Annotated in this window: 23 protein-coding genes and 1 pseudogene; 13 read left to right on the top strand and 11 right to left on the bottom strand. The window is 73.7% G+C overall.

The annotated features are described in order from the left end of the window. Positions 1-28: 28 nt before the first annotated feature. Positions 29-709 carry a PhzF family phenazine biosynthesis protein gene (locus tag IE312_RS29060; RefSeq protein ID WP_189985269.1) on the bottom strand — a complete coding sequence of 227 codons (681 nt, stop codon included), beginning with the start codon at positions 707-709 and terminating at the stop codon, positions 29-31. A 212-nt stretch (positions 710-921) separates the two neighbouring features. On the opposite strand from IE312_RS29060, the gene efeO reads away from it, so the two are divergent. The 4 genes from efeO to IE312_RS29040 are packed head-to-tail and all read left to right on the top strand — an operon-like array spanning position 922 to position 5,160. Further along, positions 922-2,058, top strand: coding sequence for an iron uptake system protein EfeO (efeO, locus tag IE312_RS29055; protein WP_189985268.1), 1,137 nt, complete (start codon positions 922-924; stop codon positions 2,056-2,058). 17 nt (positions 2,059-2,075) lie between these two features. After that, on the top strand, positions 2,076-3,332 hold the full coding sequence (gene efeB / locus IE312_RS29050; RefSeq protein ID WP_189985267.1) for an iron uptake transporter deferrochelatase/peroxidase subunit: 1,257 nt from the start codon (positions 2,076-2,078) through the stop codon (positions 3,330-3,332). 3 nt (positions 3,333-3,335) lie between these two features. Further along, on the top strand, positions 3,336-4,208 hold the full coding sequence (gene efeU / locus IE312_RS29045) for an iron uptake transporter permease EfeU (RefSeq protein ID WP_189985266.1): 873 nt from the start codon (positions 3,336-3,338) through the stop codon (positions 4,206-4,208). Next, positions 4,168-5,160 (top strand): SCO2278 family lipoprotein, encoded by a 993-nt coding sequence (locus IE312_RS29040; RefSeq protein WP_189985265.1) that lies wholly within the window; start codon positions 4,168-4,170, stop codon positions 5,158-5,160. Before efeU ends, IE312_RS29040 begins: the two co-directional genes overlap by 41 nt. A gap of 15 nt (positions 5,161-5,175) precedes the next feature. On the opposite strand, the gene IE312_RS29035 is transcribed toward IE312_RS29040, so the two are convergent. From IE312_RS29035 to IE312_RS29015, 5 genes are all read right to left on the bottom strand, one after another. Next, the gene (locus IE312_RS29035) at positions 5,176-5,913 is read right to left on the bottom strand and encodes a bifunctional DNA primase/polymerase (RefSeq protein WP_189985264.1); all 738 of its coding nucleotides are present in this window, start codon (positions 5,911-5,913) and stop codon (positions 5,176-5,178) included. 103 nt (positions 5,914-6,016) lie between these two features. After that, positions 6,017-6,631: a TetR/AcrR family transcriptional regulator gene (locus IE312_RS29030; RefSeq protein WP_189985263.1), complete on the bottom strand. Its 615-nt coding sequence runs from the start codon at positions 6,629-6,631 to the stop codon at positions 6,017-6,019. A gap of 31 nt (positions 6,632-6,662) precedes the next feature. Beyond that, positions 6,663-7,640 carry a small ribosomal subunit Rsm22 family protein gene (locus tag IE312_RS29025; RefSeq protein ID WP_189985262.1) on the bottom strand — a complete coding sequence of 326 codons (978 nt, stop codon included), beginning with the start codon at positions 7,638-7,640 and terminating at the stop codon, positions 6,663-6,665. 49 nt (positions 7,641-7,689) lie between these two features. After that, a complete protein-coding gene (locus IE312_RS29020) occupies positions 7,690-8,886 on the bottom strand; it encodes a serine hydrolase domain-containing protein (RefSeq protein ID WP_370467624.1) in 1,197 nt (398 codons plus the stop codon). Further along, a complete protein-coding gene (locus IE312_RS29015) occupies positions 8,811-10,118 on the bottom strand; it encodes a multidrug effflux MFS transporter (RefSeq protein WP_189985260.1) in 1,308 nt (435 codons plus the stop codon). Before IE312_RS29015 ends, IE312_RS29020 begins: the two co-directional genes overlap by 76 nt. 118 nt (positions 10,119-10,236) lie before the next feature. Between IE312_RS29015 and IE312_RS29010 the strand changes: the two genes are divergently transcribed. Next, positions 10,237-11,250 (top strand): Gfo/Idh/MocA family protein, encoded by a 1,014-nt coding sequence (locus tag IE312_RS29010; protein ID WP_189985259.1) that lies wholly within the window; start codon positions 10,237-10,239, stop codon positions 11,248-11,250. Between the two features lie 56 nt (positions 11,251-11,306). Then, positions 11,307-12,065, top strand: a complete 759-nt coding sequence (locus tag IE312_RS29005; protein ID WP_189985258.1) for an SDR family oxidoreductase — start codon at positions 11,307-11,309, stop codon at positions 12,063-12,065. Positions 12,066-12,294: 229 nt separating this feature from the next. On the opposite strand, the gene IE312_RS29000 is transcribed toward IE312_RS29005, so the two are convergent. Further along, positions 12,295-13,476, bottom strand: coding sequence for a D-alanyl-D-alanine carboxypeptidase family protein (locus IE312_RS29000; protein ID WP_189985257.1), 1,182 nt, complete (start codon positions 13,474-13,476; stop codon positions 12,295-12,297). A gap of 153 nt (positions 13,477-13,629) precedes the next feature. Continuing rightward, the gene (locus IE312_RS28995; protein ID WP_189985256.1) at positions 13,630-14,418 is read right to left on the bottom strand and encodes an amidohydrolase family protein; all 789 of its coding nucleotides are present in this window, start codon (positions 14,416-14,418) and stop codon (positions 13,630-13,632) included. Positions 14,419-14,519: 101 nt separating this feature from the next. Here IE312_RS28995 and IE312_RS28990 point away from each other — a divergent pair, with 101 nt between their 5' ends. The 3 genes from IE312_RS28990 (at position 14,520) to IE312_RS28980 (ending at position 16,469) form a co-directional block, all read left to right on the top strand. Next, the gene (locus IE312_RS28990; RefSeq protein WP_189985255.1) at positions 14,520-14,912 is read left to right on the top strand and encodes a MerR family transcriptional regulator; all 393 of its coding nucleotides are present in this window, start codon (positions 14,520-14,522) and stop codon (positions 14,910-14,912) included. A 184-nt stretch (positions 14,913-15,096) separates the two neighbouring features. Beyond that, complete coding sequence (locus IE312_RS28985) at positions 15,097-15,642, top strand: DoxX family protein (protein ID WP_189985254.1); 546 nt, start codon at positions 15,097-15,099, stop codon at positions 15,640-15,642. An 86-nt stretch (positions 15,643-15,728) separates the two neighbouring features. Beyond that, the gene (locus tag IE312_RS28980) at positions 15,729-16,469 is read left to right on the top strand and encodes a VOC family protein (RefSeq protein ID WP_189985253.1); all 741 of its coding nucleotides are present in this window, start codon (positions 15,729-15,731) and stop codon (positions 16,467-16,469) included. Positions 16,470-17,120: 651 nt separating this feature from the next. Here IE312_RS28980 and IE312_RS28975 read toward each other — a convergent pair. Then, the gene (locus tag IE312_RS28975; protein ID WP_189985252.1) at positions 17,121-18,077 is read right to left on the bottom strand and encodes a ScbA/BarX family gamma-butyrolactone biosynthesis protein; all 957 of its coding nucleotides are present in this window, start codon (positions 18,075-18,077) and stop codon (positions 17,121-17,123) included. 91 nt (positions 18,078-18,168) lie between these two features. On the opposite strand from IE312_RS28975, the gene IE312_RS28970 reads away from it, so the two are divergent. The 4 genes from IE312_RS28970 to IE312_RS28955 all read left to right on the top strand — a co-directional run bounded on the left by IE312_RS28970 (position 18,169) and on the right by IE312_RS28955 (position 21,417). Continuing rightward, a complete protein-coding gene (locus IE312_RS28970; protein WP_189985251.1) occupies positions 18,169-18,792 on the top strand; it encodes a ScbR family autoregulator-binding transcription factor in 624 nt (207 codons plus the stop codon). Continuing rightward, entirely contained in the window at positions 18,789-19,703 is a 915-nt protein-coding gene (locus IE312_RS28965; protein WP_189985250.1) for an NAD(P)H-binding protein, read from the top strand. The genes IE312_RS28970 and IE312_RS28965 overlap by 4 nt, the downstream gene beginning before the upstream one ends. 86 nt (positions 19,704-19,789) lie before the next feature. After that, complete coding sequence (locus IE312_RS28960) at positions 19,790-20,557, top strand: SDR family NAD(P)-dependent oxidoreductase (RefSeq protein ID WP_189985249.1); 768 nt, start codon at positions 19,790-19,792, stop codon at positions 20,555-20,557. A 254-nt stretch (positions 20,558-20,811) separates the two neighbouring features. After that, positions 20,812-21,417 carry a TetR family transcriptional regulator gene (locus IE312_RS28955; protein WP_306419830.1) on the top strand — a complete coding sequence of 202 codons (606 nt, stop codon included), beginning with the start codon at positions 20,812-20,814 and terminating at the stop codon, positions 21,415-21,417. Between the two features lie 36 nt (positions 21,418-21,453). Here IE312_RS28955 and IE312_RS44325 read toward each other — a convergent pair. Both IE312_RS44325 and IE312_RS28950 read right to left on the bottom strand, forming a co-directional pair. Beyond that, positions 21,454-21,606: pseudogene (locus IE312_RS44325) on the bottom strand (uroporphyrinogen decarboxylase); the annotation flags it as partial. A gap of 73 nt (positions 21,607-21,679) precedes the next feature. After that, a partial coding sequence (locus tag IE312_RS28950) for an IS701 family transposase (protein WP_229900553.1) occupies positions 21,680-22,699 on the bottom strand: 1,020 nt, incomplete at its 5' end.

The raw sequence follows: 22,699 nt of genomic DNA, 5'->3' as shown, positions 1-22,699 counted from the left end.
CGCTCACCCGGACGCGGGCAGGTGCGCGTCAGCGCTCCAGGCGGACCCGGCCGCCGACCTCGATCCACCCGTGCGGCTGGGGAGCGGTGAGGATCTGCGAGCCGAGGCCCTGGGTGATGTTGAGGGCGCGGCCCAGCCGGTCGGTGAGGAGCAGGGCGGCCGCACCGGTGGCCTCGTCCTCCTCGATCCCGTCGTCGCGCCCCGGAAAGGCACGGGCCCGGACCCGTCCGGCGGCCTCGTCCTCCCAGGCCCAGGCGTAGATCCACTCCCCGCCTTCGTCCGGGGCCCCCTTCTCGCTCCGCTCGCCCTTCGGCGGCACCGGGAGCGCGTCCACCTCGGCGGCGCTCGCGTACTGGCGCAGGGTGCGCGCCGGCGCCCACTCGGCGCGGGCCTCGATCCAGCTGAACTCGCCGTCCAGCCGGACGCCGACGACCCCGGCGGGCGTGACCAGCTCCGGCACGTCGAGCAGCCAGGCCGCGCCCACGCAGGGGTGGCCGGCGAAGGGCAGGCGCAGGGTGGGGGTATAGATGTCGATCACTCCGCGCTCGGGGTCGTCCACGAACACGGTCTCGCTGAAGCCGAGTTCGGCCGCCAGCTGCTGCCGGGCGTCCCGTCCGGGCAGCACCGAGCCGTCGCGGACGACGCCCAGCTCGTTGCCGTAGCCGCCGTTCGGTCCGCAGAAGACACGGAGTACGTCGTAGTCAGTCACCGGGGAATTGAAACATCACGGTGCCGACGGCCGCCCCGGGCACCGCTTGGCGCCGCCTTTGCCGTTCGTTGCCGTCTCTTTTGAGACAGCGCGATCAAGCCGTGTCCGCGACCGTCCCGTGAGAGGTGAATCACGACCCTGACGGATATGACTGAGGTTAGCCTCATGTAAGTTAGGGCAGCCTCACCAGACCAGATCCGCTTGGAGCCTGCATGCGCGCCGTCCGACTGACCGTCACCGCCGCCGCCACCGCGGCGGCTCTGACCGCCCTCTCGGCCTGCACCGCGAAGAGCGATGCCAAGGACGGCAACGCGATCCAGGTCACGGCCGCCGACTCCACGTGCGACACCTCCAGCAAGTCCGTGCCGGCCGGCCAGGTCACGCTGAAGATCGAGAACAAGGGCGCGAAGGCCACCGAGGTCGAGATCCTGTTCCCGGACGACCGGATCGTCTCCGAGAAGGAGAACATCGGCCCCGGCACCAAGTACACGCTGACCGCCGAGGTGAAGCCCGGCTCGTACGAGATCGCCTGCCGGCCCGGCATGAAGAGCCACGGCGTCCGGCAGAAGCTCACGGTCACCGGTGGCGGCAGCGCCTCCGCCCGCGACCCGAAGCTGGACCAGGCGGTCGCCGAGTACCGCCAGTATGCCCAGGACCAGGCCGACGAGACCCTGCCGAAGGCCGAGGCCTTCGTGAAGGCGGTCAAGGCCGGCGACCTGGAGGCGGCGAAGAAGGCCTACGGCCTCTCCCGCCTCGGCTGGGAGCGCACCGAGCCGGTCGCCGAGTCCTTCGGTGACATCGACCCGAAGGTCGACGTCCGCGAGGACGGTCTGGAGTCCGGCCAGAAGTGGACCGGCTGGCACCGGCTGGAGAAGGCCCTCTGGCACGACAAGAAGATCGGCGCCGAGGAGAAGGCCCTCGCCGACCAGCTGCTGAAGGACCTCAAGGACTGGCAGGGCCGGGTCGGCAAGGCCGAGATCACCCCGACCTCCATGGCCAACGGCGCCAAGGAACTGCTCGACGAGGTCGCCACCGGCAAGGTCACCGGCGAGGAGGACCGCTACGCCCACACCGACCTGGTCGACTTCAAGGGCAACGTCGAGGGCGCCCGGAAGGCCTACGAGCTGCTGAAGCCGGTCGCCGCGAAGAACGCCCCGGCGCTGGCCAAGGAATTGGACGGGCAGTTCGGGGCGCTGGACGCGCTGCTGGACAAGTACCGGACCGACAAGACGTCCTACGACTTCGTCTCCTACGACAAGGTCACCGGGGACCAGCGCAAGGAGCTGTCGGACGCGGTGAACGCGCTCGCCGAGCCGCTGTCCAAGCTCGCCGCCGCGGTCGTGAAGTAAGCAAGGGGGACAGGGCGATGACCGAGACCCAGGGCACTCAGGCCGCTCCTTCGCGGCGCGCGCTGATCGGCTGGGGCGGTGCCGGGCTCGCGCTCGGGGCCGCCGCGGCGGGCGGCGCCGTGGCGATGGCCCGGACGGGCGACGACATGGACCCGGCCGCCGCCGAGACCGGCGGCGCGGTGGAGTTCCACGGCGCCCACCAGGCCGGCATCGCGACCCCGGTCCAGGACCGGCTGCACTTCGCCGCGTTCGACGTGAAGACCGAGGACCGCGACGCGTTCGTGCAGATGCTCAAGGACTGGACCGACGCGGCCCGCCGGATGACCGCGGGCAAGGCGGTCGGCGAGGGCGCCTACGGCGGGCTCGCCGAGGCCCCGCCGGACGACACCGGCGAGGCGCTCGGGCTCAAGCCGTCCCGGCTGACCCTGACCATCGGGTTCGGCCCGTCGCTGTTCGACAGGTTCGGGCTGCGGGACCGGCGGCCCGAGGCCCTGGTCGACCTGCCCCAGTTCCCCGGCGACAACCTGGACCGCGCCCGCACCGGCGGCGACCTGTGCGTCCAGGCCTGCTCCGACGACCCGCAGGTCGCCGTGCACGCCATCCGCAACCTCGCCCGCATCGGCTTCGGCAAGGTCGCCATCCGCTGGTCCCAGCTCGGCTTCGGCAAGACCTCCTCGACCACCCCGGACGCGCAGACCCCGCGCAACCTGATGGGCTTCAAGGACGGCACCCGCAACATCGCGGGCACCGAGACCGACCGGCTGAAGAAGTTCGTCTGGGTCGGCGAGGACGACGGACCGGACTGGATGGCCGGCGGGTCGTACCTGGTCGCCCGGCGCATCCGGATGAACATCGAGACCTGGGACCGCACCTCCCTGCAGGAGCAGGAGGACGTGTTCGGCCGGGACAAGCGCGAGGGCGCCCCGGTCGGCAAGGCCAAGGAGCACGACGAGCCGTTCCTGAAGGCGATGAAGCCGGACGCGCACGTCCGGCTCGCGCACCCCGACTCCAACAACGGGATCACCATCCTGCGCCGGGGCTACTCCTTCACCGACGGCACCGACGGGCTCGGCCGGCTGGACGCCGGCCTGTTCTTCCTCGCCTACCAGCGGGACGTGCGCAAGGGCTTCATCCCGCTGCAGCGCAGGCTGTCGGCGCACGACGCGCTCAACGAGTACATCCAGCACGTGGGTTCGGCGGTCTTCGCGGTTCCCCCCGGCGTCCGGGACTCCGGCGACTGGTGGGGCCGCACGCTGTTCTCGAAGGAGGCGTAGCCCGTGTTCTCCAACTACCTGATCGGCCTGCGCGAGGGGCTGGAGGCGTCGCTCGTCGTCTGCATCCTGATCGCCTACCTGGTCAAGACGGGCCGCAAGGACGCCCTGCGGCCGATCTGGATCGGCATCGGCATCGCGATCGCCATCGCGATGGGCTTCGGCTGCGCCCTGGAGTTCGGCTCCCAGGAGCTGACCTTCCAGGCGCAGGAGGCGCTCGGCGGCTCCCTGTCGATCGTCGCCGTGGGCCTGGTGACCTGGATGGTGTTCTGGATGCGGCGCACCGCCCGGCACCTGAAGTCGGAGCTGCACGGCAAGCTGGACGCGGCCCTCGCGCTCGGCACGGGCGCGCTGGTCGCCACCGCGTTCCTGGCCGTCGGCCGGGAGGGCCTGGAGACCGCGCTGTTCGTATGGGCGTCGGTGCACGCGGCCTCCGACGGCACCCCGCGCCCGCTGGTCGGGGTCGCCCTCGGCCTCGCCACGGCGGTGCTGCTGGGCTGGCTGTTCTACCGGGGCGCCCTGAGGATCAACCTGGCCAAGTTCTTCACCTGGACCGGCGGCATGCTGGTCGTGGTCGCGGCGGGCGTGCTCGCGTACGGCTTCCACGACCTCCAGGAGGCCGACTGGATCCCGGGCATCACCCACCTGGCCTTCGACATCAGCGGCACCGTCCCGCCGGACAGCTGGTACGGCACCCTGCTCAAGGGCGTCTTCAACTTCCAGCCGGACCCGACGGTCGTCCAGGTCTCGGTGTGGGCGCTGTACCTGGTCCCGGTGCTCGCGCTGTTCCTCTCCCCGGTAGGGTTCGCCTCCGGGAAGGGGAAGGTGAAGGAGCCCGATGAGCAGGGAACGCAGCCGTCGCCGGCTTCGCAGGCGTGACCGGAACGCACTCATAGCGGCCTCGTTGACCGCTTTGTCGCTGACCGCGAGCGGGTGCATGGTGGTGCACGGGGAGCGTGTCGTGCTCCCCGCGAGCACCCGCGCCGAGGCCGCGAAGGCGCTGACCGCGTTCACGAGCGCGTACAACAAGGCCGACCAGGCCTACGACAGCTCCCTGGACGCGCCCTACGTCACCGGCGCCGTCGCCGACATCGACGCCGCCCGGCTGCAGGCCGGGCACGTCAACAACCCGGCGGGGAACCGGGCGCACACCCCGCTGAAGCTGACGGACGTGAAGTACACGATCCCGAAGAAGGCCGGCTGGCCGCGCTGGTTCGTCGCCGACGGCCAGGGCAACAAGGGCGGGAACTTCCGCTGGGTGCTGGTGTTCACCCGCAACGACCTCGGTGAGCGGTGGCAGGTGAGCTACCTGACGCTGATGGCGCCGGGCACCGTACCGGAGTTCAGGAAGGACGCGGACGGCTGGGCGGAGGCCGTACCGGCCGACACGGCAGGACTGGCCGTCCGGCCGGACGAGCTGAGCAGGACGTACGCCGCCTACCTGAAGAGCGGCGGGCGGACCTTCGCGGACGGCCGCGACACCAGCGGGGTGCGCGCGGACCGCAGGAAGGCGGCCAGGAAGCCCGGTCTGGTCCGGCAGTTCATCGACCAACCCCTCGCCCACGGCGACTACGCGCCGCTGGCACTGCGCACGGCGGACGGCGGGGCGCTGGTGTTCTTCACCACGCACCACTACGAGAAGCGGACCGCCTACACCGGCGGCACCGCACCGGTTCCGAACAAGGACGTGCAGGCCCTGGTGAAGGGCGAGGTGAAGCAGTCCCTCACGCTGGAGTCGGTCGCCAACGAGGCCGTGCTCGACCCGGCCGGCAGCGGCCCGGTGCGGATGCTGGGGCGCGTGCAGGGGCTGACGGGCGCGCAGGGCGAGTAGCGGGCCGCCGGTTGGTCAGTGGTGCAGCGGCCAGGCCGCGCCCTGGTGGCCGGGCTCCGCGCCCACGTGCCGGGCGCAGGCGTCGGTGAGCGCTTCCAGCAGGGTGAGCGGATCGGGCAGCGCGTACTCCGGGCCGCGCAGCCAGCGCACCCGCTGGCCCTGGTCGCCGGGCAGCCGGGCCGGCGGTACCAGGACGTAGGAGCCCCGGCAGTGCCAGCGCAGGCCGGGATGCTCGTCCATGGTCTCCGGGTGGCAGTCCAGCTCGCACGGCCACCACTCGTCCTCGTCCTCGGGGGTGCCCCGGGTCAGGGTGAAGAACAGCATGCGCCCGTCGTCGCTCTCGGCGACCGGTCCGACCTCGACGCCGGAGCCGAGCAGCCGCTCCAAGGCCTCCCGGCCGGCCTCCAGGGGCACGTCCAGCACGTCGTGGACCATGCCGGTGGCGGTGATGAAGTTCGCCTGCGGCTGGTGCCGGGCCCAGCGCTCGATCTGGGAGCGGTCGGTGGTGGACTGCGTCTGCCAGGCGAAGGACACCGGGTGCCGGGCCGGAGTGGGACAGCCCACGCGGTCACAGGAACAGCGGTAGCCGTCGGAGGGGTGCGCGGCGGGGGCCAGCGGCAGTCCCGCCGCGGCGGCGGCGAGCAGCAGGACCTCCCGGCCGCCTTCGTCGGCGGCCTCCTTCGGGCGGCGTCCGAGCAGCCACTGGGAGAGTTTGCCCTGCCGGCCGGTCCGGCCGCCGAACGTCGCGCTCATCTATCCCCTCGCCTCGCTGTTGTGCGGACAGCATGCCCTATCGTCCCATCTTCGTGTGCTTCGGGGGTCCGAAAGCCGGCGGGACGGGGGGGGCGGGCGGTGGTCAGCGGGGCGCGATGCCGTGCAGGGCGTACTCGACGAGGGTGTCGGTGTACGCGTAGGAGATCGGTGCGGTCCGTTGCAGCCAGCGCTGGGCGAGCGGCGAGACGAACAGTTCCAGGGCGATGCGGGGATCGACGTCCCGCCGTACGTGCCCGGCGTCCTGCGCGGAGCGCAGCCGGGCCGCGTACAGCTGCAGCTGGGGTTCGAGGAGCCTGCTCACGAACTCGCGGCCGAGCGCCTCGTTGACGAGCCCCTCGGCGGCCAGCGCCCGCGACGGCGCCTCGAAGCGCGGGTCGAGCAGCTCGTCCACGGTGGCCCGCAGCACCGCCTTGAGGTCGGCGGCCAGGTCACCGGTGTCCGGGATGGCGTCCGGCTGGTGCCCCGCCGCCCGGGCCGCCTGCCCGGCGAGGTCGAGGAACGCCTCCAGCAGGACGTCCGCCTTGGACGACCACCAGCGGTAGATGGTCTGCTTGCCGACCCCGGCGCGGGCGGCGATGGCCTCGACGGTGGTCTTCGGGTAGCCGGCCTCGCCCACCAGGGCGAGGGCGGCGGCGTAGATCGCCCTGCGGGACTTCTCGCTGCGGCGGCTGGCGTCGGGGGCGGGCTTGTCGACCATGGGGACGAAACTAACAAGCGGGGGCCGCGGGCTACGACGGTGCGTCGTACGGCGGCCAGGCGTCACCCCAGTCGGCGTCCCGGGCCGCCTTGTACAGGTCGCCGTGGCGCTTGGTGACCGTCGTGCGGCGCAGCCGCTCCTCGGTCTCGCACAGGTCGAGCAGTACCTGGCCCTTGCGGATCTGGGGGCGGCGGACCACCCGGGCCGGGGCCGGCTCCGCGGGCAGCCGGGTCGCGGCGACGTAGCTGAACTTCTCGTCCTCGTACGCCAGCGAGCCGCCCTTGACCTGGCGGTGCAGGGAGGAGCGGCCGACCCGGGCGGAGAAGTGGCACCAGTCGGTGCCGGGCGCGATGGGGCAGGCGGCGCTGTGCGGGCAGGGGGCGGCGACGCGGAAGCCGGCCTCGACCAACCGGTCGCGGGCCTCCAGGACGCGCCGGTAGCCGGCCGGGGTGCCGGCCTCGACGAGCACCACGGTCCGCGCGGCGCGGGCGGCGGCGTCGACGAGGGCGGCGCGGTCGGTTTCGGAGAGTTCGTTCAGGACGTAGGACACCGTGACCAGGTCGGTGTCGTCCAGGGTGAGGTCCGCGCCGATCCGGGCGCGCTGCCAGCGGGCGTCCGTCAGGTCCGGGTGGGCGGCGGCCAGCTGCCGGCCGAGGGTGAGGGCGGGCTCGGCCCAGTCCAGCACGGTGACACCGCGCGCGCCCGGCCAGGTCTCCGCCACGGCCCAGGTGGCCGCGCCGGTGCCGCCGCCGATGTCGACGTGGCTGCCGGGGGTCCAGCCGGGGACGGCCGCCGCGAACGCCTCCAGCGCGGAGCGGACGGCCGCGAAGGTGGCCGGCATGCGGTAGGCGGCGTACGCGGCGACGTCGGCGCGGTCGCGCAGGATCGGGGCGTGCGTGGGGGTGTCGCCGCGGTAGTGGGTGATCAGGCGGTCCACGGCGGCGGTCACCTCCGTGGGGGGCAGACCGTCCAGCAGCTCGGCCAGCGCGGTGCGCAGGGGGTCGTTCACCCGGTGATTCTATGGCGGGCGGCGCCGGTGCCGGCACGTGCCGGGGTGGTCAGATCACCGCCTGGGACAGGAGGGTCGCCAGGGTCGCCCGGGGGACGCTGTCCGGGTGGCGGCGCCGGGGGTGGACCGTGTTGGCCAGCAGCACCAGGAACGTGTCCGTGGCGGGGTCGAGGACCAGGGACGTACCGGTGAAACCGGTGTGGCCGGCCGCGCCGCGGCCCGCCAGCTCGCCCATGAACCACGGCTGGTCCATGGCGAAGCCCAGCCCGGGCGGGGTGAACAGCAGCTCCACGAAGTCGGGGCCGAGGATGCGGGCGGGGCCGTAGGAGCCGCCGGCGAGCAGGGTGCGGCAGAAGACGGCCAGGTCGGTCGCGGTGGAGAACAGGCCGGCGTGGCCGGCCACCCCGCCGAGCGCCCAGGCGTTCTCGTCGTGGACGACACCCCGCAGCATGCCCCGGTCGGCCTTGGCCCACGGCCGCCGCTGGTCCTCGGTGGCCGCGGCACCGGGGCAGGGCCCGAACGCGGTGGCGGTCATGCCGAGCGGCCGGGTGATGCCGTCCCGGACGAGGACGTCGAGGGTGCGGCCGGTGATGCGCTCCAGGACGGACTGGAGCAGGAGCATGTTGAGGTCGGAGTACAGGTACCGGCCCGGTTCCGCAGCCGGGGCCTCGGCGCGCAACAGGTCCAGGCGGCCGGCGTCGTCGGGGCAGTCGTACAGGGGGAGTTCGGGGCGCAGTCCGGAGGTGTGGGTGAGCAGCTGCCGCACCGTGATGCCGTGCGCGGCGGCCGCGTGGAAGTCGGGCAGGTAGTCCCCGACCCGGGCGTCCATGCCGAGGGTGCCGCGCTCGATCTGCTGCACGGCGGCGACGGACGTGAAGAGCTTGGTGAGGGAGGCCAGGTCGAAGGGGGTGCCGAGGGTGGCCGGGACGCGCGCGGCGGGGGGCAGTTCGACACCGGTGCCGGTCTCGGGGTCGTAGCAGGCGTAGCGCACGACCCAGCCCGCAGCCTCGGCGACGGCGACGACGGGCCCGCGGCCGGCCAGCACGACGGCTCCGGCCGCCCAGGGGCGGGTGCCGGCGGTGAGGGCGTGCACCTCCTCGGCCAGACGCCCGAGCACGACGGGGTCGAGCCCGGCCCGTTCCGGGGTGCCGGTGCGCAGTCTCGGCGCGCTCAGTTCTCGTCTCCCTCCGACCCGGCACGGGTGGTCTCCCGTGCCGCCCAGGGACGGCACAGTGTCACGAAGCAGGCCGCCGCGACCAGTGCCCCCGCCAGCTGGACGACGGCCATGGGGACGGCGGTGTGCTCCCCGGCGACGCCGACGAGCGGGGAGGCGATCGCGCCGACGAGGAAGGAGGTGGTGCCGAGCAGCGCGGAGGCGGAGCCGGCGGCGTGCCGGGTGCGCAGCAGGGCCAGGGACTGGGCGTTGGGCAGGGTGACGCCCATCGCCGACATCAGGACGAACAGGGCGGCGGCGACGGGCACGAGGCCGGTGTCGCCGAGGGCGCCCGTGGCCATCAGCAGCAGGGCGGTCGCGGCGAGCACGATCACGGTCAGTCCGGCGGCGAGCACCTTGTCCAGCGCGACCCGGCCGACCAGTACCTTGCCGTTGAGCTGGCCGGCGGCCACCAGGCCGACGGAGTTGAGGCCGAACAGCAGGCTGAAGGTCTGCGGGGAGGCGCCGTAGATCTCCTGGATCACGAACGGGGAGGCGCTGACGTAGGCGAACAGCGCGGCGAAGGCGAAGCCGCCGGCGAGCGTGTAGCCGGTGAAGGCCCGGTCGGCGAGGAGGCCGCGCATGGCGCGCAGGGCCTCGCCCACTCCCCCGCGGTGCCGCCGGGCGGGCGGCAGGGTCTCCGGGAGCCGGGCCCAGACCAGGGCGGCGAGCAGCACGCCGACCGCCGTGAGGACGACGAAGACGCCCCGCCAGTCCGTCACCCGCAGGATCTGCCCGCCGACGAGCGGCGCGACGACGGGCGCGGCGCCGGAGATCAGCATCAGGGTGGAGAAGAAGCGGGCCATGGCGACCCCGTCGTACAGGTCGCGGACGGCGGCCCGGGCGATGACCACGCCGGCGGCGCCGGCGAGGCCCTGCACCAGCCGGAGGGCGATCAGCGTCTCGACGGTGGGCGCGACGGCGCACAGGGCGGTGGCGACGAGGTAGACGGCGAGTCCGGTGAGCAGCGGGCGGCGCCGGCCCCAGCGGTCGCTCATGGGGCCCAGGACCAGCTGGCCGAGCGCCAGTCCGGCCATGCACGCGGTGAGGGTGAGCTGGACGGTGACGGCGGGGGCGTGCAGGGAGCGGGTGACCTGTGGCAGGGACGGGAGGTACATGTCCATGGCGAGCGGGGTCGTCGCGGTGAGGCCGCCCAGCAGGAAGGTGACGAGCGGGCCGGTGCCGCGCGGGGCGCGGGCCGGTGCCGGGGCGGAGGGGGAAGGGTGGTCCCGCTCCGGTGTCGGTGCCGCCGCGTGGTCCGCCATGTGCCCTTCCTGGTGCTCGCTTCCGCTTCTCTGACATCGGTGTCGCCGACCCGACCGGCACCTATGCTCTCAGCTCGTACACACTGCCGAGGTACACCTGAGCGAGGGCGGGGCGACGATGGCGGAGCGGAGCGTGCGGTGGGGGATCCTGGCGACCGGCGGGATCGCGGCGGCTTTCGCCGCGGACCTGTTCGGTCTCCCGGGCGCGGAGATCGCGGCGGTGGCCTCGCGCCGGCGGGAGTCGGCGGAGGCGTTCGCGGAGCGGTTCGGGGCGCGGCGGGCGTACGGCGACTGGGAGTCGCTGGCCGCGGACCCCGACATCGATGTCGTGTACGTCGCCACTCCGCACTCGGCGCACCGGGCGGCGGCCGGGCTGTGCCTGGAGGCGGGCCGCGGCGTGCTGTGCGAGAAGCCGTTCACGCTGAACCTGCGCGAGGCGGAGGAACTCGTCGCGCTGGCGCGGGAGCACGGCCGCTTCCTGATGGAGGCGATGTGGATGTACTGCAATCCGCTGGTGCGCCGGCTGAAGGCGCTGGTGGACGACGGGGCGATCGGCGAGGTGCGGACCGTGCAGGCCGACTTCGGCCTGGCGGGCCCCTTCCCCGCGGCGCACCGGCTGCGGGATCCGGCGCTGGGCGGCGGGGCGCTGCTGGACCTGGGGGTGTACCCGGTGTCGTTCGCGCAGCTGCTGCTGGGCGAGCCGGACGGGATCGCCGCGCGCGCGGTGCTCTCGGCGGAGGGCGTGGACCTGCAGACGGGTGCGCTGCTGTCCTGGGACGGCGGGGCGCTGGCCGCGGTGCACTGCTCGATCGTCGGCGGTACGGGGGCCACCGCGTCGGTGACGGGCACGCGCGGCCGGATCGACGTGCCGTCCGGGTTCTTCCACCCGGACCGGTTCGTGCTGCACCGCGACGGCCGCGACCCGGAGGAGTTCGCCGCCGACCCCGCCGACGGGCCGCGCACCAGCCTGCGGCACGAGGCGGAGGAGGTCATGCGCGCCCTGCGGGCCGGTGAGAAGGAGTCGCCGCTGGTGCCGCTGGAGGGGACGCTGGCGGTGATGCGCACGCTGGACGCGGTGCGGGAGCGGATCGGCGTGCGGTACCCCGGGGACGCGGTCGCTCCGGCCGCGTAACCGCATCGCGGACAGCACATTCCGCATGACGGAGGTTCCGCTTACGCTGCGGTGCCATGACCGACAGGAATGCGAAGATCGCGGTGGTGACCGGGGCCGGCTCCGGCATCGGACGGGCCGTCGCCGTGGAACTGCTGCGGGCCGGCTGGTCGGTGGCGCTGGCCGGCCGGCGCCCCGGTCCGCTCGCCGAGACCGCGGCGCTGGTCCCGGGGGCGGCCTCCCTCGCCGTGCCCGCCGACGTGTCCCGGCCGCGGGACGTGGACGCGCTGTTCACGGCGGCCGTCGACCGGTTCGGCCGGGTGGACCTGCTGTTCAACAACGCGGGGACCAACGGGCCCCGCGAGGTCCCTGTCGAGGAGCTGTCCTACGACGACTGGCGGCACGTGGTGGACGTCAACCTGAACGGGGCGTTCCTGTGCGCGCAGGCCGCCTACCGACGGATGAAGGAGCAGGATCCCCAGGGCGGCCGGATCATCAACAACGGCTCGGTCTCGGCGCACACGCCCCGCCCGCACTCGGCCGCCTACACCGCGACCAAGCACGCGCTGACCGGTCTGACCAAGGCGCTGTCCCTGGACGGGCGGCCGTACCGGATCGCGGTCGGCCAGCTGGACATCGGCAACGCGGCCACCGACATGACGGCCCGGATGCGGGCGGGCGCGCTGCAGGCGAACGGGCAGGTGGTGCCGGAACCGGTGATGGACGCGGCCGACGTGGCGCGCACCGTGCGGCACATGGCGGAGTTGCCGCTGGAGGCGAACGTGCAGTTCGCGACGGTGCTGGCGACGACGATGCCGTACGTCGGACGGGGCTGAGCCGCAGCGTTCCGCCCGCGTAAACGGAATTTGAACATCCGCACCATTGCGGCCGGTACCGGACGTGTGCTCCACTTTTCTCCACGAGAGCTTCACAGTTGGCACACGGAAGTTCCCAGCCACCGCGAGGGGGGAGGCGGCGGCCGTTCCACCGAGCCGGAGTTGGGGGTGGACCCCGCGGCGGACCGCGGGTACACGCCGGCCGGTGGAACGGCCGCCGCACGACGTCTCAGGGCCGCACGCCATCCGTTTCGTCGCCCCGCGCAGCGGTCTCCGCCCGGGTCCGCCGCCTGCGCAGGGCCCAGGCGCCCAGGCCCAGCACCGCGAGCGCTCCGGCGGCACCCCCCGTGACCTCCCACGCCGAGCCGCCCCCGGACGCCGGTTTCGGGGCGCCGGCCGCCGCCTGCACGGTCTTGCGCCCGGGTGCCGGGCTCGCGCTCGCCCCGCCCTCGCTGAGCGGTTCGACCAGCATGCCCACGGGCTGCGCCGAACGCCCGTGGGTGAAGCCCCAGTCGAGCAGCGCGGCGGTGTGCTCGTAGACGGCGTTGCCGCCGGAGTCCGGGTGCATCACGGTGACCAGCAGGGTGCGCCCGCCCCGGGTGGCCGCGCCGGTGAAGGTGTTGCCCGCGTGGCTGGTGTAGCCGTTCTTGACACCGATCAGGCCGTCGTACGTCTTCAGGCCCCATGCTCCGGTCAGCAGGCGGTCGGTGTTCTGGATCTGGAACGTCTTCTTGCCGCCCGCCGGGAAGTCGGCGGTCCGCGTGCCGCAGTAACCGCGGAAGTCGGCGTCCCGCAGGCCGTGCCGGGCGAACAGCGTCAGGTCGTACGCCGAGGAGAGCTGCCCCTTGTGGTCGAAGCCGTCCGGGCTGACCACATGGGTGTCCAGGGCCTGCAGGTCCGCGGCCCTGGCCTGCATCTCGGCGACCGTCTTCGCGATGCCGCCGTTCATGTGGGACAGCACGTGCACGGCGTCGTTGCCGGAGCGCAGGAACACGCCCTGCCACAACTGCTCCACGGTGTAGGTGAGTCCGGGCTTGATACCGACGAGACTGGAGCCGGCCGGGACGTCGGCGAGGTCCGCGTCGGTGACCGTGTAGCGCAGGGCGCGGTCGAACTTCTTCAGGACGGTGTCCGCGAACAGCATCTTCAGCGTGGACGCGGGCGCGAGCCGCCGGTGCGCGTCGAACGACGCGAGCACCTCCCCGCTCGCGCAGTCGGCGACCAGCCAGGAGCGGGCGGTGAGCTTCGCGGGCAGTCCGGAGGCACCGTGCACCTGGACACCGGTGCGGGCCAGTCGCTCGCCGCCGACGGCGGTGGCCGCCGCGGCGGCCCCGGTGGCCGTGGACAAGGGAAGGGCGGCGGCCGTCAGCCCGAGGACGGCCCGCCGGCTGAGCCGGGAACATTCGCGCACCCGGGGACCGTACACCGCTTCGAGCAGGGGATTCGCGTGCGGAGGCCGATACGGCACGGAATTTGCCGCGTCATGAAAGTCATACCGGCTACCCCGCTTTCCCGAGTCTCACACCTCGCCCGCCGGACCCTCACGGGCCGAGCGGCCTTCGGTTCAGAGGATGCCCAGGAGCCGGCCCAGATTTCCCCCGAGCACCCGGTCCCGTACCTCGCCGGGAGCGGTGACCCGTTCGATGGTGGTGCGGGCGAGCACCGGATCACCGTAGGGGGCGTCCGAGCCGAACAACGTCCGCTCGGGGATCTCACGGATCGCCAGCCGCACCGCGAAGACGATGGCGGCCGTGGACAGTTCCAGATACATGCTCGGCGTGTCCCGCACCAGTTCGACGGCCGCCATCCAGTTCGTCCCGCCGAGCTGGCTGACCACCAGGGGAACCGCCGGGTAGCGCGCGGCGAGACGGGACAGGGTGTGCAGGTCTTCCGCGGTGGTGGGCGCGGAACCATGGACGACGACAGGCAGCCCGCCCTGGTCGTGCGCCGCGGCGAGCACGGGCTCGATCCGGGCGGCCTCCCCCGCGGGAGGCGTGAGTTCACCGATGCCGCGCAGTCCGCGCCCCACCACCTCGCGGTCGATCAGGGCCGCGATGTCCTCCTCGGACAGGTCCAGCGGCACGGAGCCGAACCCGATGAAACGGTCCGGGTGCGCGGCCAGGGTCTCGTGCAGCTCCGCCCAGGCGGTGCGGTGGCCCTCGACGCTGTTCCCGCGGCCTGCCAGGGCGTGGTCGAGGATGCTCATCTCGCGACGCAGTGACACGAGATCGACAGCCCGTTCCGGATGCGGGCGGGTACCGAAGAGCACCGCGCGGTCCACTCCCGCGTCGTCCAGGGCGGCAAGGTGGCTTTCGACCGGGTCGTGGACATGGCTGTGGGCATCGATGATCACCAGGTGCCTCCGAAGGAGAACGGGCCGCCGGAATGCGGCTGGGCGGACCCACTGTTGCTCCTTGACACCGTGGAAAGGTCAAGCCTGGGAGGAAGCGGACGGTGCTCATCGGAGAACTGGCCAGACGGACCGGGACCAGCGAACGCCTCCTGCGCCATTACGAACGGGCGGGGCTGCTCCGGCCCGGACGCCGGCCCAACGGGTACCGCACCTACGACGAGACCGCCCCCGCCGTGGTCCTGCGGATCCGGGCCCTGCTCGCGGCGGGACTGCCGACCCGCATCATCCGCCAGGTCCTTCCCTGCACCGACGCCGAGTCCGCCGTACTGCCGTGCCCCGGCATCCTGGACTCGCTCCGCACCCAGCTGCGCACCCTCGATCAGCGATCGGCCGAGATCGATGCGGCCAGGGACGTCCTGCGGCAGATCATCACCACCGCTGAGACCGCTCCCGCAGGTGCCGCGTCCCGAACCCCGGCGACGGGCGCACCCTGAGCCCGTGGTTCGCACCGGCTCGGACCGCCGTCTCCGGACGTAATCCGGGGCCATGACGCAGTGGGCTCACACGGCTCCCCGGCCGCGCCACCCGAACGGCAGCCAGGAGGAGCCGGGTGGCGCCGGCGGTGCGAGGGTGGGGACGCGGGGAGGGACCTGTCCACCTGTCTGCCGGGGAGTCACCGTGACCTGTTTCGACCGACGCGATCTGGGCCTGCTGCTGCTCCGGCTGGGTACCGGCGGGGTGCTGGCGGCGCACGGCGCGCAGAAGCTGTTCGGCTGGTTCGGCGGACACGGCATCGAGGGCACCGGCCAGTTCATGGAGTCCGTCGGCTACGCGCCCGGCAAGGCGAGCGCGACGGCCGCGGGCCTGGCGGAGACGGGTGGCGGCCTGCTGCTGGCGCTGGGCCTCGCCACCCCGGCGGCGGGCGCGGCGGCGGCCGGCGCGATGGCGGGGGCCTCGGCGGTGCACCTGCCGAGCGGCTTCTTCGCCCAGGAGGGCGGCTACGAGCACGCGGCGAGCCTCGGCCTGACGGCGGCCGGACTCGCCGTCACCGGCCCCGGCCGGCTCTCCCTCGACCACGCCCTGGGGCACGTCCTGGACCGCGGCTGGATGGTCCCGGCCGCCCTCGGCGCGGTGGCGGCCGGGACGGCCGTGGTGGTGGGCGCGCGGAACCGGCGGGTGCGGCGGCAACAGGAGGGCGAGCAGGAGGCGCTGTTCGAGGAGTGAGCCGCGGACGGTGTCCCCGGTCAGGCAGCATCAGCCTCTGAACCGGCACCGGCAGGCCTCGCGGAGCGGTGAGTAGCATCCCCCGTATGGCGCTGCGACCCGCTCACGTGATCATCAAGGCACTCGATCCCGCCGCGGTCGGCCGTTTCTGGGCGGAGGCGCTCGACTGGCAGGTCTACAGCCCCGGCGTGACCACGTACGTGGGGCCCGCCGGCGGTCTCCTCTGGCCCCACCCGGAGGTCGTCGGCATCGATGTCGTACCCGTCACGGAGGCCAGGACCCCGCAGAAGAACCGTCTGCACCTCGATCTCGCCACCCGCTCCGCGGCCCACCAGGCGGAACTGGTGGCACGGCTCGAGGCCCTCGGCGCGACGCCCGCCGACGTGGGCCAGGGCGACGTGCCGTGGACGGTGCTCGCCGACCCCGAGGGCAACGAGTTCTGTGTGCTCGAGCCCCGGGCGGTCTACCGCGACACCGGGCCGGTCGCCGCAGTGGTGGCCGACAGCGCCGACCCCCGGGCCATGGCCCGGTTCTGGGGTGAGGCGATGGGCTGGACCGTGCACGACGTGACCGACGAGCACGCGGCGCTGCGCTCGGCGAACGGTGTCGGCCCGTACTTCGAGTTCCTGCGCACGCCCGGCGCGAAGTCCGTGCCGGACCGGCTCCACCTCGACCTCCTCCCCTTCCCCGGGGACGACAAGGAGGCGGAGGTGGCCCGGCTGAGGGACCTCGGCGCCACCGACCTCGACGTCGGTCAGGGCGACGTCCCGTGGACCTGCCTGACGGACCCGGACGGCCACGAGTTCTGCGTCCTCACCGCACACTGACGTGGGGTGCGGTGCCCGGGGTGGGGGGTGGGGGGTGCGAGGCGCGGGGCCCGGGTGCGGGACGCGAGGCGCGGAGCCTATGTTGCGAGGCGCGGGGTGCGGGGAGCAGGCGCGGGGCGCGGACGCGTTCGGCCGTCCCACTCAGCCGTCCGCCGGACCCCGGTGCGGGGCCGGGGACGCGAGGCACGGAGCCCGAGTTGCGAGGTACGGAGCCCGAGTTGCGGGACGCGGGACGCGAGGCGCGGAGCCCAAGTTGCGAGGCGCGGGGTGCTGGACCGCGAGGCGCGGACGCGTTCGGCCGCCCTGCTCGGCCGTCCGCCGGGCCCGGCGGGGTGCGAGGCGCGGGACGCCAGACGCGGGGTGCGGACGCGAGGCGCGGGGTGCGGACGCGAGGCGCGGGGTGCGGACGTGAGGCGCGGGGCCCGGGGTGCGGGGCGCGGACGCGTTCGGTCGTCCCGCTCAGCCGTCCGCCCGGGCCGCTGCCCCCACCCGCTCCCCCTCCCCCGGACGGTCACGGTCTCCCGGCGCGGTCAGGCGGCGCGGTGCCGGAGGCGCAGGATGGTCCGCCCGCCCCCCGGGTGCCCCTTGAGCCCGGTCCGCGGAGGGGCGGACCGGGCACGTGGGTGGAGGCCGCCGCGCGGGGCGGCGCCGTCAGGTGAGCGCGGGTACGCGCTCGGCGCCGGTCAGCAGGGCCGGCTGCGCGGTGGTCACCTCCGCGCTCAGGCACACCGCCTGCCCCTGCTCGACGGTGATCCTCAGGTCGTCGCCGCCCAGCGGAGTCACGGACACCCAGCTGGGCTCGTCCAGTTCGACCCAGCGGTCGAAGGTGACCGACATGCCGGTGACCATGCCGGTCACGTCCGGCCGGTACGCGTGCGCGGCCTGGCGTACGGCCTCGAGGAGGAGCATGCCGGGGGCGTGGTCCACGGGGTGGTCGAACAGCACCGGGTGGTCCAGATCGGCGCGCAGCTGCCAACGGTCCGGCCGTGCGCCGGCGGCCAGGACGACGTTGCAGGGCAGGCAGTGCCCCACGGCCGCGGGCCGCAGCGCCGGCGGCAGCGGCAGGGCGGTGCGCCGCACGGCCGCGAGGTCGTACCGCGGCCCCCGCAGCCGCCGGTAGAGGGCGGGCGAGCGGTTGGCGAAGCGGGCGGTGGCCGTCCCCATCCGCTGCCCGTCCAGGTAGGCGGTGGCGTGCATGACCATCGACACCAGGCTGTCGTTCCTGATCCGCACGTCCTCGCAGACGATGTCGAGTTCCACCTCCGCCGGCGCGGCCGGGACCCGCATGGCGCGCGGATCGACCCGGTAGCTGAAGTCGTCCCAGATCAGGTGGTTGCCGAACGGGACGCCGTAGGCGGTGTGGGACAGCAACGGCAGCGTCTGCCGGACGGTCTCGACGAACAGCATGGGGTCGAAGCGCTGGTCGCGGGGCCAGTAGAAGCTGTGGAAGCGGGGCCACTGGGCGCGCACCGTGTGCCGGTGGCCCTCCGCGTGAGTGGTCCAGCCGGTGAGCAGTACCTCGGCGTGTGCCCGCTTGTGGACGAGCTCCCTCGGTACCGCGGTGCTGAGCTGGGCCGTGTCGAACCCGATGGCGTGCGCGTGCAACATGTCCGTCTCCCCCTGAGTGACTGGCTGCTGGCCGCGGTGACCGCGCTAACATAAATTACGTTCTCTATTTTTGTCGAGGAATGGATGCCGCATGACGACCGCCAACACAGAACGCGCCACCCGGACCCGCCAGCGCCTCCTGCTGGCAGCTGCCGAGATCTTCGACGAGGCGGGTTATGAGGGCGCGGCCGTCACCCGGATCGCGGAGCGCGCCGGCCTCACCCTCGGGGCGCTGTACTTCCACTTCGGCTCCAAGCAGGGCGTGGCCGAGGCACTGATGAACGCTCAGGCCACCACGATCGAGCCGCACCTGGACTCCACCGGCCTGCAGCGGCTGGTCGACATCACGCTGGTGTGGGCGCACCGCATGCAGCACGACCCGATCCTGCGGGCCGGCGTGCGCCTCGCGGTCGAGCAGGGCAGCCACGGCATGAACGACGCGACGTCCTTCGAGGACTGGCGCACTCTCATGCGCGGCCTCCTGGAGACGGCGCAGGCCGAGGGCGAACTCGAGGACGGGGTCGACACCGACCGCGTGGCCCGGTTCATCGTCGCCGCCTGTACCGGGATGCAGGTGTACTCGCAGCTCGCCACCGGGCGGGCCGACCTGACGGAGCGCGTCTGCGACATGTGGGCGCTGCTGCTGCCCAGCATCGCCCCCGCCGCCGTGCACGCCAACATCAGCGTCGACCCGCAGCAGGTCCCGGCCTCATGACCGCGGCGGCGCGCGCGACCGCGCACATCGTGCTGACGGGGGCCACCGGAACGGTCGCGTCGCTGGTGGCCCGTCAGCTGGCGGCGAGCGGGCACCGGCTCACCCTCACCGGCCGCAGCGTCCCGCGGGACCCCTCGCCGCACGGCCCGGGCGGCGGGAACGGCCCGGGGAGCGGTCGGCGGCCGGACGTACGCCACGTGGTCTGCGACTACGACCGGCCCGCGAGCCTCGTCGAGGCGTTCCGCGGCGCGGACGCGGTCCTCGTCGTCACCAACGACCCCACGCGCCCCCAGCACGACCGGAACATCCTCCGCGCGGCCGTGGACAGTTCGGTCGGACACATCGTCAAGCTCTCCGCGGCCGCCGTCCACGACCCGGCGGCCGATGACCTCGTCACCACGTGGCAGCGGGAGAACGAGGACCGCATCAGGAACAGCGGCATCCCCTGGACCATGCTCCAGCCGCGGTCCTTCATGACGCACGCCCTGGCCTGGGCCCCGGGCATCCGCGCCGGCGCGACCACCGAGGCGCTGCACCCGCACAGCCGCAACGCCTGCATCGCACCGGAGGACATCGCCGCGGTGGCGTCACGGGTCCTCGGGGACGCGGCCCACCACGGACGGTCGTACCGGCTCACCGGCCCCCAGGCACTGTCCGCCCACGACCAGACCCGCATCCTGGCCGACCTCCTGGGCCGGCCCCTGACGTGCCGGGCCCTGTCCCGGGACGCGGCGCGCCGCGCCTACCTGCGCCGCTATCCGCCGGCGACGGCGGACGCGCTGCTCGCCGGCGCGGAACGGCAGGCCGCGGGGGCCAAGAGCGCGACCACGGAGACGGTGGAACGGCTGACGGGCCGGCCGCCCACCACCTTCGCGCAGTGGGCCGCCGCCCACCTGCACCACTTCACGTAGTCCGGTCCCGGGCCGGCCGGCACCGGCGCCCGGCACACGTCGTCCCGTGGCGCACCCCGTCCATCGAGATACGTCCAAGGAGAGTCATGTCCGACAGAGGTCTGCTCCACGGCAAGTCCGTCGTCATCACCGGCGCCAGCAGCGGGATCGGTGCGGCGGCCGCCCAGCTCTTCGCCCGGGAGGGCGCGCGTCTGACGCTGGCCGCGCGACGCAAGGACAGGCTCCAGGAGGTCGTCGGCAAGGTCGAGGCAGCGGGCGGGCGGGCGACCGCCGTCGTGGCCGACGTCACGCGCGCCGACGACATGCGGGCCGTCGCCCAGGCTGCGGTGGACGCCTACGGGGGCCTCCACGCCGCCTTCAACAACGCGGGATGGACCTCCACCGGCACCCCGATGCACCTGATGGGGGACGACGAGTACGACCGGATCATGGACGTCAACGCACGCGGTGTGTGGAACGCCATGCGCGCCCAGATAGCCGTGATGCTCGGCCGCGGCGGCGGCGCCATCGTCAACACCTCCAGTGTGGCGGGAGTGCGGGCGACCGGGGCGTCGGCTCCGTACATCGCGGCCAAGCACGCCGTCATCGGGCTCAGCAAGGCGGCCGCCGACGAGTACGCGGAGCAGGGGATCCGGGTGAACGCACTCGTCGTCGGCAGTACCCGCACCGAGTTGATGCAGGAGGTGCTGACCGCCACCCCGGCCCTGCTGAAGCCCTTCACCGAACGCGCCATCCAGCGGCGCCTGGCCGCACCGGAGGAGGTCGCGCAGACGGCCGCCTGGCTCTGCTCGGACCGCTCGTCCTTCACCACCGGGGCGGCCGTCCCCGTCGACGGGGGCTGGACCGCGAAGTAGCCGGCCGGGCCACGCAGGCCGGGGCGATGCCGGCCGGCCTGGCCCCGGCCTGCGTGGTCCCGACCGGACTTGCCGAGAACGTTCCGGCTTTCCCCTCGTCACGTTCCCGTCGTCCGGGCGTCGTCCTATCGTCGAACCGCCCGTCGAAGCCGATGCGCGGGCCCGCACGAACAGCCTGCGGCCGCTGGTGACATCCGAGGACGTACGTGACCGACCCAACGCATGAGCCGAGTTGTCCGCGATCGCCGAGGCCCATGATGAAGAAGCAGGAACGAGCCACCCGAACGCGTACCAGCCTGGTCCTGGCCGCGGCGCGCAACTTCGACCGGCACGGTTACGACGGCACCTCCCTGGCGGCGGTCTGCGGCGACGCGGGCATCTCGATGGGGGCGCTGACCTTCCACTTCCGCAGCAAGGCCGCCCTGGCGGCCGCGGTGGCGGACGAGGGAGTCGGTGAACTGCAGCGGATCCGCGCGGCGTGCCCGCACACCGGCAGGCCGCTGCACGACCTGTCCGCCCTCGTCCTGGCCGTGGCCGGGACCCTCCACAGCAGCGTCCGGGCCCGGTCCGCGGCGCGTCTGATCACGGAGGGCCACGTCGCCTCGGACTGGCCGGCGGTCTGGCGCGGTGAGGTCCGGGGGCTCGTCGAGCGCGCGTGGAAGAGCGGCGCCCTGACCAAGGAGGTGCGGCCCGGGACGGCCACCCAGCTCGTGCAGCACCTGGTCGAGGGCGTCGCGATCGACGCCCGGGTCACCGGAGGGCAGCGCGGCCCGGCCCCGTCGGACTTCCCGGAGGTCTGGCGGGCCGCCCTCACCGGCCTCGCCGCCGGCCCGGGAGCGGGCCTCGCCGACGTCCCCTGAGGCACGGGGGCGCCGCCGGCCCGTGGTGGTCGGCTTCAGCAGTGCGCCGGTGCCGACGCCGAAGTGGATGCGCGGGACGCCGTACCCGGCGACGGCGTCGAAGACCTTCACCGAGGCCGCCAGGACGGACGTCCGGTGGTCGGCCGGGGCCGGCGCGCCGGCCCAGGAGTCGAAGGTGCGCCGCGCGGTTCCCGTCCGGGAACACGCCGGCCCGGGGGCAGCCGGCCGTACCGGCTGCCCCCGGGCCGGGCAGGTCGCCGGGTCAGCCGACGGCCCCCGCGACGCCCGCCCGCCGCAACCGGTAGTGCGTGAAGGCCGCCGACACCAGGGTGGTGTGGTGGTGCCAGCCCGGGAACGAGCGGCCCTCGAAGTCCTGCAGGCCGAAGTCGCCGCTCAGGGAGTTCACGACCGCGGTGGCCAGACGGGGCTGGCGCATCAGGGGCAGCAGCTGAGGGAGCGGCCGGTCGACCAGGTTCGTCAGCCAGATCCGGGTCCCCCGGCCGCCCGGCCGCCGCTGGGCCAGCAGCCGCAGCCTCGGCTGCCGCGCGGGCGCGCCGGGCAGCAGCACCGGCAGGGACAGGATGTCGAGCCCGTGGTGCTGCTCGCCGCTGGTCATGGTGGCGCCCTGGGTGTCGAGGAGCCGGCGGACGGCGAGGGGCGGGGAGGGCAGGTGCGGGGCCGCTGCCGCGCGCACGGTCAGCGTCTCGGGAACCTCGACGACGAAGGGCTGCTCGGTGCGCGACAGGTGGGCGAGGAACGCGCCGCGGTCCGGCATCCACGACAGGTCCGCGGTGAGGGGGGCCTGCGGACCCGTGGTCCACGACGTGGCGCGGCCCACGAGTTCGGCGGCCTGGGCCCACATGGCCCCGCCGGCCCCCTCGGGCAGCCGCGCCCGCTCGCGCAGCCGGGGGTCGGTCACCCAGGCCTCGGGGATGTAGAGGTTCCAGTCGACGGGGAGCGGGCCCTCGCCGTCGCAGAGGAACAGCCCGATGCCCAACTGGCAGGTGATGGCCTTGCCCAGGAACGGGTCGAAGCGCCGGTGCACACCCACAGAGTGCTCGCCGCGCTTGGGGATGAAGGCCGGGGCCAGCGCCCACGCCGCGGCGCCGGTCGTCCGCTCCACCCAGCGCAGCAGGTCCTGGCGGACCATCTGCCAGTCCCAGGGGCTGGCGTTGACGAACTGGTGCATCGACTGCGACGCCGTGGGTGAGTCGCTGACGGAGCCCGCGAGCCTGCGCACCGACTTCTTCCCCGGCGTCTGGAGCAGGGCCTTGACGTAGAG

This window comes from Streptomyces capoamus, from assembly GCF_014654935.1.
Classification (GTDB): Bacteria; Actinomycetota; Actinomycetes; order Streptomycetales; family Streptomycetaceae; genus Streptomyces; species Streptomyces capoamus.
Note: the sequence above shows the minus strand (reverse complement) of the source record. Positions and strands in the feature narration are given on the sequence as shown.

What these genes read in the sequence shown, in the direction of transcription:
- efeO (WP_189985268.1), top strand. Translation starts at nt 922, where the DNA reads ATGCGCGCCGTCCGACTGACCGTCACCGCCGCCGCCACCGCGGCGGCT.
- efeB (WP_189985267.1), top strand. Translation starts at nt 2,076, where the DNA reads ATGACCGAGACCCAGGGCACTCAGGCCGCTCCTTCGCGGCGCGCGCTG.
- IE312_RS29040 (WP_189985265.1), top strand. Translation starts at nt 4,168, where the DNA reads ATGAGCAGGGAACGCAGCCGTCGCCGGCTTCGCAGGCGTGACCGGAAC.
- IE312_RS29035 (WP_189985264.1), bottom strand. Translation starts at nt 5,913, where the DNA reads ATGAGCGCGACGTTCGGCGGCCGGACCGGCCGGCAGGGCAAACTCTCC.
- IE312_RS29030 (WP_189985263.1), bottom strand. Translation starts at nt 6,631, where the DNA reads ATGGTCGACAAGCCCGCCCCCGACGCCAGCCGCCGCAGCGAGAAGTCC.
- IE312_RS29015 (WP_189985260.1), bottom strand. Translation starts at nt 10,118, where the DNA reads ATGGCGGACCACGCGGCGGCACCGACACCGGAGCGGGACCACCCTTCC.
- IE312_RS29010 (WP_189985259.1), top strand. Translation starts at nt 10,237, where the DNA reads ATGGCGGAGCGGAGCGTGCGGTGGGGGATCCTGGCGACCGGCGGGATC.
- IE312_RS29005 (WP_189985258.1), top strand. Translation starts at nt 11,307, where the DNA reads ATGACCGACAGGAATGCGAAGATCGCGGTGGTGACCGGGGCCGGCTCC.
- IE312_RS28980 (WP_189985253.1), top strand. Translation starts at nt 15,729, where the DNA reads ATGGCGCTGCGACCCGCTCACGTGATCATCAAGGCACTCGATCCCGCC.
- IE312_RS28975 (WP_189985252.1), bottom strand. Translation starts at nt 18,077, where the DNA reads ATGTTGCACGCGCACGCCATCGGGTTCGACACGGCCCAGCTCAGCACC.
- IE312_RS28970 (WP_189985251.1), top strand. Translation starts at nt 18,169, where the DNA reads ATGACGACCGCCAACACAGAACGCGCCACCCGGACCCGCCAGCGCCTC.
- IE312_RS28965 (WP_189985250.1), top strand. Translation starts at nt 18,789, where the DNA reads ATGACCGCGGCGGCGCGCGCGACCGCGCACATCGTGCTGACGGGGGCC.
- IE312_RS28960 (WP_189985249.1), top strand. Translation starts at nt 19,790, where the DNA reads ATGTCCGACAGAGGTCTGCTCCACGGCAAGTCCGTCGTCATCACCGGC.
- IE312_RS28955 (WP_306419830.1), top strand. Translation starts at nt 20,812, where the DNA reads ATGATGAAGAAGCAGGAACGAGCCACCCGAACGCGTACCAGCCTGGTC.